12 protein-coding genes are annotated in these 14,107 nt (G+C 73.1%); 11 read left to right on the forward strand and 1 reads right to left on the reverse strand.

What is annotated here, in order from left to right; translation table 11 throughout:
- The first annotated feature begins 12 nt into the window (after window positions 1–12).
- From XF36_RS00095 to XF36_RS00120, 6 genes are read left to right on the forward strand one after another with little or no spacing between them, the layout of a single operon-like run.
- A complete protein-coding gene (locus tag XF36_RS00095) occupies window positions 13–834 on the forward strand; it encodes an ABC transporter permease (protein ID WP_060710389.1) in 822 nt (273 codons plus the stop codon).
- Complete coding sequence (locus XF36_RS00100; RefSeq protein ID WP_060710390.1) at window positions 831–1,625, forward strand: ABC transporter permease; 795 nt, start codon at window positions 831–833, stop codon at window positions 1,623–1,625. The genes XF36_RS00095 and XF36_RS00100 overlap by 4 nt, the downstream gene beginning before the upstream one ends.
- Complete coding sequence (locus tag XF36_RS00105; RefSeq protein WP_060710391.1) at window positions 1,622–2,689, forward strand: ABC transporter ATP-binding protein; 1,068 nt, start codon at window positions 1,622–1,624, stop codon at window positions 2,687–2,689. Before XF36_RS00100 ends, XF36_RS00105 begins: the two co-directional genes overlap by 4 nt.
- Window positions 2,689–3,753 carry an ABC transporter substrate-binding protein gene (locus tag XF36_RS00110; RefSeq protein ID WP_064485352.1) on the forward strand — a complete coding sequence of 355 codons (1,065 nt, stop codon included), beginning with the start codon at window positions 2,689–2,691 and terminating at the stop codon, window positions 3,751–3,753. The genes XF36_RS00105 and XF36_RS00110 overlap by 1 nt, the downstream gene beginning before the upstream one ends.
- Before the next feature lie 29 nt (window positions 3,754–3,782).
- Window positions 3,783–4,646 (forward strand): nucleoside hydrolase, encoded by an 864-nt coding sequence (locus XF36_RS00115; protein WP_082375715.1) that lies wholly within the window; start codon window positions 3,783–3,785, stop codon window positions 4,644–4,646.
- On the forward strand, window positions 4,643–6,334 hold the full coding sequence (locus tag XF36_RS00120; RefSeq protein WP_060710394.1) for an adenine deaminase C-terminal domain-containing protein: 1,692 nt from the start codon (window positions 4,643–4,645) through the stop codon (window positions 6,332–6,334). Before XF36_RS00115 ends, XF36_RS00120 begins: the two co-directional genes overlap by 4 nt.
- 12 nt (window positions 6,335–6,346) lie before the next feature.
- On the opposite strand, the gene XF36_RS00125 is transcribed toward XF36_RS00120, so the two are convergent.
- On the reverse strand, window positions 6,347–7,465 hold the full coding sequence (locus tag XF36_RS00125) for an alkaline phosphatase family protein (RefSeq protein WP_060710395.1): 1,119 nt from the start codon (window positions 7,463–7,465) through the stop codon (window positions 6,347–6,349).
- A 97-nt stretch (window positions 7,466–7,562) separates the two neighbouring features.
- Between XF36_RS00125 and mftF the strand changes: the two genes are divergently transcribed.
- The 5 genes from mftF to XF36_RS00150 all read left to right on the forward strand — a co-directional run bounded on the left by mftF (window position 7,563) and on the right by XF36_RS00150 (window position 14,096).
- Window positions 7,563–9,056: a mycofactocin biosynthesis glycosyltransferase MftF gene (mftF, locus tag XF36_RS00130; protein WP_060710396.1), complete on the forward strand. Its 1,494-nt coding sequence runs from the start codon at window positions 7,563–7,565 to the stop codon at window positions 9,054–9,056.
- Window positions 9,057–9,439: 383 nt separating this feature from the next.
- Window positions 9,440–9,958 carry a (2Fe-2S)-binding protein gene (locus XF36_RS00135; protein ID WP_020626510.1) on the forward strand — a complete coding sequence of 173 codons (519 nt, stop codon included), beginning with the start codon at window positions 9,440–9,442 and terminating at the stop codon, window positions 9,956–9,958.
- 1 nt (window position 9,959) lies between these two features.
- Window positions 9,960–12,443: a xanthine dehydrogenase family protein molybdopterin-binding subunit gene (locus tag XF36_RS00140; RefSeq protein WP_060710397.1), complete on the forward strand. Its 2,484-nt coding sequence runs from the start codon at window positions 9,960–9,962 to the stop codon at window positions 12,441–12,443.
- A complete protein-coding gene (locus tag XF36_RS00145; protein WP_060710398.1) occupies window positions 12,440–13,291 on the forward strand; it encodes an FAD binding domain-containing protein in 852 nt (283 codons plus the stop codon). The genes XF36_RS00140 and XF36_RS00145 overlap by 4 nt, the downstream gene beginning before the upstream one ends.
- A gap of 85 nt (window positions 13,292–13,376) precedes the next feature.
- Entirely contained in the window at window positions 13,377–14,096 is a 720-nt protein-coding gene (locus XF36_RS00150; protein WP_020626513.1) for an SRPBCC family protein, read from the forward strand.
- Window positions 14,097–14,107: the final 11 nt, after the last annotated feature.

Below are 14,107 nucleotides of genomic sequence, written 5' to 3' on the forward strand. Positions count from 1 at the left end.
AACGGAGACCCGATGCGACGACTGGCGACCGCGGCGTTGGTGCTGCCCGCGGTGGTGCTGCTCGTCGTGGGCTTCGGCTATCCGTACGCGACGATGCTGCTGGCCACGGCCGCCGACCCCGACCCGGACGTACCCGGCGCGTTGCTCGCGGCGGTGACCGATCCCTACGTGATCGAGATCGTGGCCCGCACCGCCCGGGTGGCCGGGCTCGCGACCCTGGCCAGCGTGCTGTTCGGGTTCCCGGTGGCGTGGCTGATCAGTCGGGTCGCGCCGCGGTGGCGGGCGCTGCTGCTGCTCGCGGTCACGTTCCCCCTGCTGCTGGCCACCGTCGTGCGGACCTTCGCCTGGATCGTGCTGCTCGGCGGGGAGGGGCTGGTCAGCCGTGCCCTGCAGGGCATCGGGCTGGCGTCGGGACCTGTCCAGCTGCTCTACACCGAGACCGCGATGGTGCTCGGCCTCACCCAGCTGTTCATGCCGCTGCTGATCCTCACCGCCTACAGCTCGCTGGCCTCGGTCGACCCGGCCCTCGAGGACGCCGCCCGCGGCATGGGAGCCGGCAACGCGGCGGTGTTCACCCGGGTGGTGTTCCCGCTCGCCCTGCCCGGGACGGCCGTCGGCGCGATCCTCGTGTTCGCCGGCTCGGTCACCGCGTTCACCACGCCGTCGCTGCTGGGCGGCACCCGCAACCGGACCCTGGCCACCCTGCTCTACCAGGAGGCGAACACCTCGGTGAACTGGAGTGCCGCCAGCGCGGTCGCCATCATCATGACCGCGATCCTGCTGGTCGTGACGCTGGTGCTCGCCCGGGTCCCGGCGATCGGGGACCGCCGGTGACCCGTCGTCCCGTGCTGACCGTGCTCGCCGCGGTCGCCGTGTTCTTCCTGCTGTTCCCGATCGTCGTCGTCGTCGGCATCGCGGTCATGGCCGGGACGGCGCTGGCCTTCCCGCCGGAAGGGCTGTCGCTGCGATGGTTCACCGAGGCGGTGTCCTACGAGCCGTTCCGCTCGGCGCTCGGCACGAGCCTGGTCGTCGCGGTGTTCGCGACGGTGCTCGCGCTCGTCGTCGGCGTCCCGGCCACCTACGCGATCCACCGGCGCTCGCCGCGCGGGCGCACCCTGCTGCAGACGCTGTTCCTGTCGCCGCTGATCGTGCCCGAACTGGTCCTCAGCTTCGCGCTGTTCCAGTTCTTCGTCGTGCAGGCCGGGATCGACACGTTGTCCGCGCTGGTCGTCGGGCACGCGGTGCTCCTGCTGCCCTACACGGTGCGCGTGACCGGCGCGTCGCTGCTCGCCGCCGACCCGGCGCTCGAGGAGGCCGCGACCGGGCTCGGTGCGGGCCCGCTGACCACGTTCTTCCGGATCACCCTCCCGGTGATCGCCCCCGGTGTGGTGGCCGCGTCGATCCTGTCGGTGCTCACCTCGTTCAACAACGTGCCGCTGTCGCTGATGCTCACCTCCCGACGCGTGGAGACGCTGCCGGTGGCGATGCTGTCCTACGTCCAGACGTCCTTCACCCCGATGGTCGCGGCCGCCAGCACCCTGTTGCTGGTGTTCGCGGTGGCCGTCGCGCTGGTGACCGAACGGCTGGTCGGATTCCAGAAGGTCTTCGGACGGAGTTCCTCATGACGACCCCCGCCCCGGTGCGTCCCCCGACTGCCACCGACGACGACGTGGTGGGACTGTCCGGCGTCAGTCGCGACTTCGGAGCGGGCCCGGTCGTGGACGACCTCGACCTGTCGGTGCGACGGGGCGAGTTCCTGGCGCTGCTCGGACCCAGCGGCTGTGGCAAGACCACTCTGCTGCGCATGATCGCCGGCTACCTGGAGCCCACCGCGGGTCGGGTGACGATCAACGGTACGGACGCCACCCGGATGCCGGTCCGCCGTCGCAACATCGGCATGGTCTTCCAGTCCTACGCGCTGTTCCCGCACCTGAGCGTGGCGGAGAACGTCGCGTTCGGGCTGCGGATGCGCAAGGTCGGCCGCGTCGAACGGGACCGGCGGGTGCACGAGGCGCTGGACCTGGTCGGACTCGCGCACCTCGGCGGGCGCCGCCCGGCCGAGCTGTCCGGTGGCCAGCAGCAGCGGGTCGCGCTCGCCCGCGCCGTCGTCGTGCGTCCGGACGTGCTGCTGCTCGACGAGCCGCTGTCCAACCTCGACGCGCGGCTGCGGGTGCAGCTTCGCGACGAGCTCGCCAGGGTGCAGCGCGAGACCGGCCTGACCACCGTGCTGGTCACGCACGACCAGGAGGAGGCGCTGGCCGTCGCCGACCGCATCGTGCTGCTGGACCGCGGCCGGGTCGCGCAGGAGGGCACGCCACGGGAGGTCTTCGAGCGGCCCCGCACCCGGTTCGTAGCCGAGTTCCTCGGCTACCGCAACGTCCTCGACCTCCCCGGGCGCGGTCGCGTCGCGATCCGGCCCGAGCACGTGCGGGTGCACCCCGATGGCGGGGCCGCCGACGCGGCCCCCGGCGACGCCCGCGACGTCGTCGTCCTCGACGGGACGATGCGCTCGTCGACCTACCGCGGGACCTACAGCACCGCCACCGCCGTCGTCCCGACGGACGGGGGCGAGGCCGAGGTGCAGGGCGTCACCGGCATGCCCGAACCGGCCCCCGGTGACCGGGTCCGGGTGGAGCTGCCGGTGTCCGCGATCGTGAGTCTGGAAGCCGACCCCGAGGAGGTCCTGTGATGGCCAGGCCCGTCATGAAGAGGAACGCCGTGTGGGTCTTCGCGGCCGTGACGGCGGTGTTGCTCGCCGGCTGCGGCGGACCCGGCGGCTCGGGCGGGGGTTCCGACGAGCTCGTCGTGTCCGGGTTCAGCTTCGGGGCGGAGGAGTTCGAGAAGACCGTCGTCGCCCCGTTCGAGGAGGAGACCGGCATCCAGGTCACCTTCGACCCGGGCTCGAACTCCGACCGGTACAACCGGCTGCTGGTCGACCGGGCCCGCCCGGACGTCGACGTCGTGCTGATCTCCGACCTGTTCGCCGCCGACGGGGAGCGGGAGGGGCTGTTCACCGACATCGACCCGGGGTCGGTGCCGAACCGCGCTGACACCGTCGAGTTCGCCCGGGACGCCCCGGGCCAGGGGATCCCGTACACCTTCACGCTACCGGGCGTCCTCTACTCGACCGACGCCTTCCCGGACGGGCCGCCGACGGTCGCGTCGCTCTGGGACCCGGAGCTGGCGGGCCGGATCGCGGTCCCCGACATCTCGGCGACGGCGGGGATCCCGTTTCTCATCGCGGTCGCAGAGACCTTCGGCAGTGGGCCGCAGGACGTCGACACCGCGTTCGCGAAGCTGGCCGAGCTCAAGCCGAACGTGCTGCAGTTCTACTCGAGCACCACCGAGCTGCTCAGCCTGCTCGAGCGGGGCGAGGTCGTCGCCGCGCCGGGCCTGGACCTGTTCGCCTACGACGCCGTCGAGGCCGGCCGGCCGGTCGCCTGGGCCCCGTTCGACCGGGGACGAGTGCTGTCCTACAACAAGGCGGAGATCGTCGAGGGGGCCGCGAACACCGACGGCGCGCAGCGGTTCGTGAACTACCTGCTGTCGCCGGAGGTGCAGACCCGCACCGCCACGGCGTTCTCCGACAAGCCGGTGAACCGGGCCGCGACCGTCCCGCCGATCATGACCGAGGTGGCCGGCGGCGCCGCGACCGACCCGGGTGCAGCCGGCTACGTCCCGCTGGACCTCGACTTCGTCGGCGCGAACCGCGGCGCGTGGATCGACCGGTTCGCCCGCGAGGTGTCGGGCTAGTGCCGGAGCCGACACCGCCGCTCCCGGTCGTGATCGACACCGATCCCGGGGTCGACGACGCGATTGCGCTGCTCCTGGCTCTGGGCTCCTCCGCACTGCGGGTGGCCGGGGTGACGACGGTGGCGGGCAACGCAGGGATCGAGCAGGTGACGGCCAACGCCACCGCCGTGCTGGACCTGGCCGGTGCACCGGCGGACCTGCCGGTCGCGATGGGGGCGGCCGGGCCGCTCGCCGGTGGCCCCCGGGTGCCCGACGAGCCGGTGCACGGCCCGGGCGCCCTCGGCGGGGTCGTCCTGCCGCCGGGCACCCGCTTGGTAGCCGGCACGCCCGCTACCGGGGGCCACGGCCCGGACGGCCGTGCCGACGGGACGGCCGCGGTCGACCTGATCGCCCGCGTGGCCCGGACGCACCCGGGCGAGCTCGTGCTGCTCGCGCTCGGACCGCTGACGAACGTGGCCCGGCTCCTCGAGCGCGACCCCGAGGCGGCAGGCATGCTCGCCGGCGTCGTCCACATGGGAGGCGCCGCGTTCGCCCCGGGCAACGTCACCCCCGCCGCGGAGTTCAACACCTACTGCGACCCGGAGGCGACCCGGGTGGTGCTCACCAGCGGTCTGCCCGTCCGGCTGGTGCCACTCGACGTGACCCGCCGGCACGGGGTCCGCGAGTGCCGGGTGCACGACGCGACGGCCGTCGTCGCGCTGCTCGATCCGGAACGGTTCTGCTGGCGGCGCCACCCCGTCGACGTCGAGTGCGTCGGCGAGCTCACCCGGGGGGCGCTGGTGACCGACGTGTACGGCCGCACCGGGCGGCCCGCCACGGTCGAGCTCGCCCTGGACCTCGACCCGGACCCCGTCCGTCACCGCCTGCTCGCCGTCCTGGAGGACGCCCGATGACGCGTGCGATCACCGGAACACTGCTGCTGCGCGGCGGATCCGTCGTCTCCGTCCACACCGGCGAGACGTTCCGCGCGGACGTGCTGGTAGAGGGGGACCGGATCCGAGCCGTGCTCGCCCCGGACCGGGCGGAGCTGACCGCCGCCGAAGAGCTGGACGTGACCGGGCGGCTCGTCGTGCCCGGCTACATCGACGCGCACATGCACGTGGAGAGCTCGCTGGTGCCGCCGGCCGAGTTCGAGGCGCTCACCCTGCACCGGGGCACGACGACCGTGCTGGCCGACCCGCACGAGATCGTCAACGTCGCCGGTCGCGAGGGCATGGCCTGGATGGTCGAGCAGGGCCGTGGCCTGCGACAGGACATCCGGTGGGCGGTGCCGTCCTGCGTGCCGTCGCTGCACGGGTTCGAGACCGCCGGGGCCGACCTCGACGCCGACGACATCGCCGAGATGCTCGGCTGGGGCGGCGTCACGACGCTCGGCGAGGTCATGGACTACCGGGCCGTGATCGGCGGGGACCCACGGACCCTGGCGATCATCGACGCGGCGCGCCGGGCCGGGGTGCGCCTGGACGGTCACTGCCCGCACATCAGCGGGGCAGACCTGAACGAGTACCTGTGGGCGGGCGTCGACTCCGACCACACGAAGAACTCGCCCGAGGTCACCGTGGAGAAGGCCCGGCTCGGGATGGTCATGATGCTGCAGGAGAAGTGCCTGCGGCCCGAGCTCGTCGAGGCGTTGCTCGCGCTACCGGTTCTGCCGGACTTCTGCCTGGTCAGCGACGACGTCGCCCCAGACGCGGCGGTCGACCACGGGCATCTCGACCACCTGGCGGGCGTCGCCCTGGACTGCGGGCTCCCGGCCCTGGCGGCTCTGCGCGCGCTGACCCTGCACCCGGCACGCCGGCTCGGCCTCGACGACCGCGGCGTCGTCGCCCCCGGCCGGCGGGCGGACCTCATCGTGCTGCGCGACCTGACCTCCTTCGTCCCCGAGCACGTGGTGTGCGGTGGTGTGCCGGTCGGTGAGCCCACCCCGCGCCCGACGCCGTCGCACCCGTTCGGCGGGACGGTCCGGCTGCCCGAGGCCCCGGACGGACGGTGGCGGACCGACCTGCCCGACGGCGAGTACCCGTTCCGCGCGTTGCGGGTCAACCCGGTCGACACCTACACCGAGCCGGACGAGATCGTCCTGCCGGTGCGCGACGGTGTCGTCGAGTGGGAGGGCCGCTGCGCAGTGGTGACGGTGGTCGAACGGCACACCGGGGCCGCGTCGCGGCAGACTGCACCGGTGCTGGGGTTCGCCCCCACGCCCGGAGCCTTCGCGACGACCTACGCACACGACAGTCACAACCTCACCGTCGTCGCCACGTCCGCCGGGGCACTCGCCGAGGCCGCCGGCCGGGTGCGTGCGGCCGGCGGCGGGATCGCCCTGGTGCGAGAGGACTCCGCGCCGGTGGAGCTGAAGCTGCCGATCGGGGGCGTCATGTCCGACCTCCCCGCGGACGAGGTCGCCGCGGCGGCCCGGGAGATCCGCTCCGCGGTGCGTGCCTGGGGCTGGGACCACGCCAATCCGTTCATGAGCCTAACGACCATGACCCTGCCGGTCTCGCCGCAGGTGAAGATCACCGACCGGGGGCTGGTGCGGGTCGTCGAGCGGGACTGGGAACCGGCGGTGCGCGCGGGCGAGTGAGCGCGGTGCCGCTCAGCTCGCGTGGGAGAGCAGGGGCACGAGCTGCTCGGCGGTGGTGAACGAGCCGTGCTGGCCGGGGAACGTCGACAGGAACGGCTCGGCCTCGGTCCGGACCACCGCGGCCGTCCCGTGCATCGCGACGACGATGTCGCCGATCCGGTCGGCGACCGGGCCGAACCAGCCCCGGGCCACCGCCTCCTCCCGGGTGACGACGGACGCGTCGTCGCCGAGCACGGCCCGCCAGGCGGCGAGCACATCGGCCGTCGCACCGGGTGCGGTGTAGACGTGCCGGGCGCGCGGGTCCCCGCCGAGCAGCGCCACGCCGTCGGTCAGCGCCGGGGTCGTGTCGGCGTCGACGGTCCGGTCGACGGTGACCATGCCGTGGTCGCCGGTGACGGCCAGCAGCGTGCCCGCAGGCAGCTCGGCCAGGAGCATCCCGAGCAGCGCGTCGACCTGGCGCAGCTGCCAGCGCCACGCCGGCGTCCCCGGGCCGTACAGGTGGCCGACCTTGTCGAGGTCGGCGTGGTAGCCGTAGACCAGCCGGGGCCCCGGCCCCTCGACGCCGGCGAGGATCTCGACGGCCAGGTCGCCCAGCGCGGCGACCCCGCGGTACTCGCCGCCGCGCAGCCCGGACCGGGTCAGCCCGGACGTCCGGAACTCCAGCGGTGACACCGACCGCACCGCGACGCCAGCCGCCGCGGCGCGCTCCAGCACCGTCGGCTCCGGCTGCACCCGCTCCGGGACGAGCGTCGTCCGCAGGTCCCGGCGACCCGAGGACCAGCCCAGCGCGTCGAGCAGCTCCCCGTCGACGCGGAACCGCAGGCCCAGGGTGCCGTGCGCGCCCGGGGGCAGCCCGGTGCCGAGCGAGGTCAGGCTGATCGGCGTCGTCGAGGGGAAGCCGACGGTCAGGGGCCCGGCATCGGCGAGTCCGGCCAGCACCGGCGCGTCATCGGCGTGGGCGTGCAGCAGCTCGTGGCCGAGGCCGTCGACCAGCAGCAGCACCGCCGCCCCGGCCTGCGGCAGCGCGAACGCGGGCGGCCGCTCGTCGAGCGGGGCGCCGATCGCGTGCGTCAGGGCGGGCAGGACGTCGGCCAGCGTCGCCGAGCCGTAGCGGGGGAGGACCTCGGACATGCCCGGGAGTCTGCCCCGGCCGGGCCCGGGCGGACCACGCCGATCGGGCAGGTGCGGGTGTCGACCGGCCCGGGCCGGGGATGGAAGGCTCCCGCAGGTGACCGTCGCCCGGACCGACCCCGACCGCCCGTCCACCGGGGAACCGGCCGGCCCGGCGGACCGCAGGCTCCCGGACGGCTTCCGGGTCGTGCTCGACCGGCGCACCCGACGGCTCGACGGTGGGACGGCCCTGCTCGGCGGCGCCCCGCCCCGGCTGGTGCACCTGTCCGCGCGGGCCCGCGCGCTGCTGCCCGCCCCCGGGCGCCCGCTGGTCGTCACCGGCCCCACCGAGCGGTCCCTGGCCCGCACCCTGCTCGACGCCGGGCTCGCCCACCCCCTCCCCGCCGCACCGGCCGGGGTCACCCCGGCCGAGGTCACCGTCGTCGTCCCGGTGAAGGACCGCCCGCTGGACCGGCTCCTCGCCGCGCTGGCCGGGACCGGGGTGGCTGGCCCGATCGTCGTCGACGACGGGTCCGCCGCCCCGGCACCGCTGCGCCGCGCCGTCGAGCGGGCCGGAGGGACCGTCCTGCGGCACGCCACCCCGCGCGGTCCGGCAGCCGCCCGCAACGCCGGTCTGGCTGCCGCGACCACCCCGTACGTGGTGTTCCTCGACTCCGACGTCGTCCCCGAACCCGGCTGGCTCCCCCCGCTGCTCGCCCACCTCGCCGACCCCGCGGTCGGCCTCGTCGCACCGCGGATCGTGGCGTTGGACCCGGAGCGGGGCGGTGGGCTGCGCGGGGCTGTGGGGCGCTACGAGGCGGTGCGGTCGTCGCTGGACCTGGGCCCCGACCCGGCGCCGGTCGTGCCGCGGTCGCGGGTCGCCTACGTGCCGAGCGCGGCGATGCTCGTCCGGGTGTCGGCGGTCGGCCCGGTCGCGTTCGACCCGCGGATGCACGTCGCCGAGGACGTCGACCTCGTCCTGCGCCTGCACGACGCCGGCTGGGCCATGCGCTTCGAGCCCGTCTCCCGCGTCGCCCACGACCACCGCACGCACCCCGGGGAGTGGTTGCGGCGCAAGGCGTTCTACGGCACCGGGGCGGCGCCGCTGGCGCGCAGGCACCCCGGCGCGGTCCCGCCGGTGATCCTCTCGCCGTGGACGGCGGCGGTCTGCCTGCTCCTGCTCCTCCAGCGACGGGGGGCGACGGCGCTCGCCGCCGTCGTCACCGGCGTCGCGACCGAACGGCTGTCCCGCGCGCTGCCCCGGCTCGCGCGGCCGCGGCGCGGTGCGGCGCTGCTCACCGCGCTCGGCCTGTCCGGGGCGCTGTGGCAGACGGCGTCGGCGCTGACGCGGCACTTCTGGCCGGTCGCCGCCCTCGGCTGCCTGGTGTCGCGCCGGGCCCGCCGCGCGGTCGTCGTGGCGGCGCTGGCGGAGGGGCTGGCCGACTGGTGGCGTCACCGCGACCGTGACCCGCGGATCCGCACCGGACCGCTGCTGCACCTGCTGGCGCACCGGCTCGACGACCTCGCCTACGGGGCGGGTCTGTGGTGGGGGGCGGTCGAGCACCGGACCGCCGCCCCGCTGCGTCCGGCCGGCCCTGCCGCCCGACGCTGACGCAGGTTAGGCTTTCCTGACCTGCGACGTGGAACCACTCCGTCCGGGCTGGTCTGAACGGGTGATTCGTGTTGCGTCACGGATCCGTTTCTGCGGGCGGCTCTCGCCTGCGCTCTCCGCGCCTGCGGTTGCGCACGACAGGCTGTCGCCGTGACGTCGGCGACACGCCATCCGACCTCCGCTCCACCCGCTCCGGGCTCCTTGCACCCCAGGAAGATCGGGAGTGTGATGTGGGCGCCGCCACACGAGACGTGCGGCAACTTTCCGGGCGCGCCGGCGTGGTCGCGAGTCAGGCGACGGCGAACGGCGCTCCTCGGACGGAGTCCCCGGTCAGACCTCCGCGCAATCGGGCGTGCGTGGTCGCGTACGAGGAGTGAGAGTTCATGACAGAGGTCCGGGTCACCGTCGACGGCGTGAACTACGCCGACGACGTCGAGCCCCGCATGTTGCTCGCGCAGTACTTGAGGGAGACGCTGGGCAAGACGGGGACGCTGATCGGCTGCGACACCAGCAACTGCGGTGCCTGCACGGTTCATCTCAACGGACAGAGTGTGAAGTCCTGTTCGGTGCTCGCGGTCCAGGCCGACGGCGCCGAGGTCACCACCATCGAGGGCCTCGCCCGCGACGGTCAGCTGCACCCGGTGCAGGAGGCCTTCCGCGAGTGCCACGGCCTGCAGTGCGGGTACTGCACGCCGGGAATGATCATGGCTGCGGTCGACCTGCTCGGGGACAACCCCGACCCGTCCGAGCAGGAGGTCCGCGAGGGTATCGAGGGCAACCTCTGTCGCTGCACGGGCTACCAGAACATCGTGCGCGCCGTGCAGACCGCGGCGAAGAACATGAAGCCCGGAGTCGCCGCTGCGCCCTCCGGCCAGGCCGCCCCGGTCGCGGGAGGTAACTGACGTGACGACGACCGCCGAACCCACCACGACCGGCGAGATCGGCAAGGCCCGGGTCCGCAAGGAGGACCAGCGCCTCATCACCGGCCGGTCCCGCTACACCGACTCCATCACCCCGCCGGGCACCGTCCACATCGCCGTCGTCCGGTCGACGATCGCGCGGGCGACCATCACCTCGATCGACAAGTCCGAGGCCGAGAAGGCCCCGGGTGTGTTCGGCGTCTACACCGCGGCCGACCTCGGTGCGGAGGAGGTCGGCATGCCCTGCGCGTGGCCGATCACCCCGGATCAGAAGGCCCCGCAGCGCCCGGTGCTCGCCGTCGGCCGCGTCAACTTCTCCGGTGAGGGCGTCGCCGTCGTCGTCGCCCGGTCGGCCGCCGCCGCGCGCGACGCCGCCGAGCTCGTCGAGGTCGACTACGAGCCGCTCGAGCCGGTCCTCGACATGGAGGCCGCCGCGCAGGACGGCGCCGAGCTGGTCCACCCGGACCTCGGCACCAACGTCTCCGCGACCTGGGTGTTCGACTCCGCCGCGGTCGGCACCGGTGCCGACGTGGCCGAGGCCGTCAAGGTCGCCGAGGCCGACAGCGACTCGGTCGTCGTCCGTCGCCGCTTCCGTCAGCAGCGCCTGATCCCCGCGTTCATGGAGCCCCGCTCCTGCGTTGTGGACCCGACCGGCGAGCAGCTGACGATCTGGGCCGCGACCCAGGTGCCGCACATCCTGCGCACCATGACCACGGTGACCCTCGGGGTGCCGGAGTCCAAGCTGCGCGTCATCGCCCCCGACGTGGGCGGCGGTTTCGGCGGCAAGATCGGTGTGCTGCCCGAGGAGATGCTCTGCGTCCTGCTGGCGCAGAAGCTGGGCAAGCCGGTCAAGTGGACCGAGACCCGCAGCGAGTGCATGCTCACCGCGCACCACGCCCGGGACCAGATCCAGGACCTCGTGATGACCGCCAAGAAGGACGGCACCATCACCGGGTTCGACGTCCACCTCTACGCCGACATGGGCGCCTACCTGGGCCTGGTCGGGCCGGGTGTGCCGATCCTCGGCGCGTTCATGTTCAACGCCATCTACAAGATCCCCGCGCTGAAGTTCACCTGCTCCAACGTCTTCACCAACAAGACGCTGACCGACGCCTACCGCGGTGCCGGCCGTCCCGAGGCGACCTTCGCCGTCGAGCGCATGCTCGACGAGCTGGCCGTCGAGCTCGGCCGCGACCCGATGGAGCTGCGCGAGCAGAACTGGATCAAACACGAGGAGTTCCCGTTCACGACGGTCGTGGGCCTGACCTACGACACCGGCAACTACGAGCAGGCCACCCAGCGCGCGATGGAGCTGTTCGACTACGCCGGTCTGCGCCGTGAGCAGGAGGAGCGCCGGAAGAACAACGACCCGGTCCAGCTGGGCATCGGCATCTCGACCTTCACCGAGATGTGCGGTCTCGCCCCGTCCCGGGTGCTCGGCTCGCTGGACTACGGCGCCGGCGGCTGGGAGGCCGCGAGCATCCGGATGCTCGCCACCGGCAAGGTCGAGGTCACCACCGGTGCCTCCGCCCACGGCCAGGGCCACGAGACCGCGTTCTCGCAGATCGTCGCGGACAAGCTGGGCGTCGCGTTCGATGACGTCGAGATCCTGCACGGCGACACCCAGGTGGCGCCGAAGGGCCTCGACACCTACGGCTCGCGCTCGCTGGTCGTCGGCGGTGTCGCGATCGTCAACGCCGCGGACAAGGTCGTCGAGAAGGCGAAGAAGATCGCCGCGCACCTGCTCGAGGCCTCCGAGGACGACCTGGAGTTCGCGAACGGCCAGTTCACGGTCAAGGGCACCGACAAGGGCAAGGCCATCCAGGAGATCGCGTTCGCCGCGTTCATGGCGCACGACTACCCGGAGGGCATGGAGCCGTCGCTGGACTCCGACGCCGTGTTCGACCCGGAGAACTTCTCCTACCCACACGGCACGCACCTGGCCGCCATCGAGGTCGACACCGACACCGGCCGGGTCACGCTGCGCAAGTACGTCTGCGTCGACGACATCGGCAACGTCATCAACCCGCTGATCGTCGAGGGGCAGGTGCACGGCGGTCTCGCCCAGGGCATCGCGCAGGCCCTGTTCGAGGAGGCGAACTACGACGACCAGGGCACCCTGGTCAACGCCACGTTCGTCGACTACACGATCCCGTCCGCGGCGGACCTGCCGAGCTTCACCACCGAGACGGTCTCCACCCCGGCGACGTCCAACCCGCTCGGTGTGAAGGGCGTCGGCGAGGCGGGCACCATCGCCTCGACCCCGGCCGTCCTCAACGGTGTGCTGGACGCGGTGCGCCACCTCGGCGTCGACGAGATCGAGATGCCGACCACCTCGCAGCGCGTGTGGCGCGCCCTGCAGGTCGCCAAGGGGAGGAACCCGCAGGAGACCCCGAGCGACGTCCACGCCCCCGGCGCCGGCCTCGGCTCCATCGACCCGAACAACCCCAAGGGAGAGGTCCAGTGATCCCGGCGAAGTTCGACTACGTCCGGCCCTCCTCGGTCGAGGAGGCCGTGACGGCCCTGCAGTCGGCCGGTGAGGACGCCAAGATCCTCGCGGGCGGCCAGAGCCTGCTGCCGGTGCTGCGTCTGCGGATGGCCGCGCCGAGCACGATCATCGACCTCGGGGGCATCCCCGAGCTCAAGCGGGTCGGCGAGGACGACCAGTACGTCATGGTCGGCGCGATGGCCACCCACCACGAGGTCATGCGCAACGACCTGGTGAACACCCACGTCGAGCTGATCGCCCGGGCCACCGAGACCGTCGCGGACCCGCAGGTCCGCCACCGCGGCACGCTGGGCGGTGCGCTCGCGCACGCCGACCCGGCCGGTGACCTCGGTGCGGCCGCGCTGGCCCTGGACGCCGAGTTCGTCATCCTCGGTTCCGGCGGGACCCGCCTGGTCACGGCGAAGGACTTCTTCCAGGACTACTTCACGACCGCCATCGGCGAGGGCGAGATCCTCACCATGATCCGGTTCCCGAAGTACACCGGCTGGAAGAGCCACTACGAGAAGTTCAACCGGGTCGCCCAGGCGTGGTCGATGGTGGCCGTCGCCGTCGCGCTCAAGGTGGACGGCGGGACCATCACCGAGGCCCGCGTCGGACTCACCAACATGGGCAGCACACCCATCCGGGCGACCGGTGTGGAGCAGGCCCTGGTGGGCAGGTCCGCCGGTCCGGACGTCGCGAAGGCCGCGGCGGAGCACGCCCTGGAGGGCACCTCCGCTCCGAGTGACGCCGACGCCGCCGCCGACTACCGTGAGCACCTGGCGAAGGTGCTCACCGGTCGTGCGGTGCTGGCCGCCGCCGGCTGACGAACCAGAAGCACGCCGACGCCGGCGCCGGTTCCGGGGTTCCCGGACCGGCGCCGGTGTTCGTTCGAGGAGGCTTGGAAGACACATGCAGCTGGAGAACAAGTTCACGATCGCCGCGCCGATCGAGGACGCCTGGAAGGCGCTCAACGACCCGGAGCTCATCGCGCCGTGCTTCCCCGGGGCGACCCTCACCGAGTACGAGGGCGACTCGTTCCAGGGCACCGTCAAGGTCAAGCTCGGCCCGATCTCGCTCACCTACAAGGGCAAGGGCACCTACATCGAGCGGGACGACGCCAACCACAAGGTCGTCATCGACGCGTCCGGCCGCGACGCCCGCGGCAACGGCACGGCCAAGGCCATCGTGACCGGCACGATGGTCGCCGACGGCCCGGACAAGACCTCGGTCACGATGGTCACCGACATGACCGTCACCGGTCGTCCGGCGCAGTTCGGCCGGGGTGTCATCTCCGACGTCGCCGACAAGATCATCGGCCAGTTCTCGAGCTGCGTCGCGGACAAGCTGACCGGGCCCGGCGGGGCGTCGTCCAACGGTGCCGGCCCGAAGCACGCGGCCGATGAGACCAGCCCGATCCCGGCGGTTCCGCCGGCTCCGGGTGAGCAGGCCGCTCCCACGCCGGTGAAGCGCACCTACCAGCCGCAGAGCAGCCCGGTCGAGGCCATCGACCTGCTCGACTCGGCGGGTGCCCCGGTGCTCAAGCGCCTCGCGCCCGTGCTGGGCGGCATCGGTGCGCTCGTGCTGCTGTTCGTGCTGGTCAAGCGCCTGCGCGGCGACTCGAAGGGCTGAGTCCTCCCACG

Origin of the sequence: Pseudonocardia sp. HH130629-09 (genome assembly GCF_001294645.1) — a bacterium.
Taxonomy (GTDB): Bacteria; Actinomycetota; Actinomycetes; order Mycobacteriales; family Pseudonocardiaceae; genus Pseudonocardia.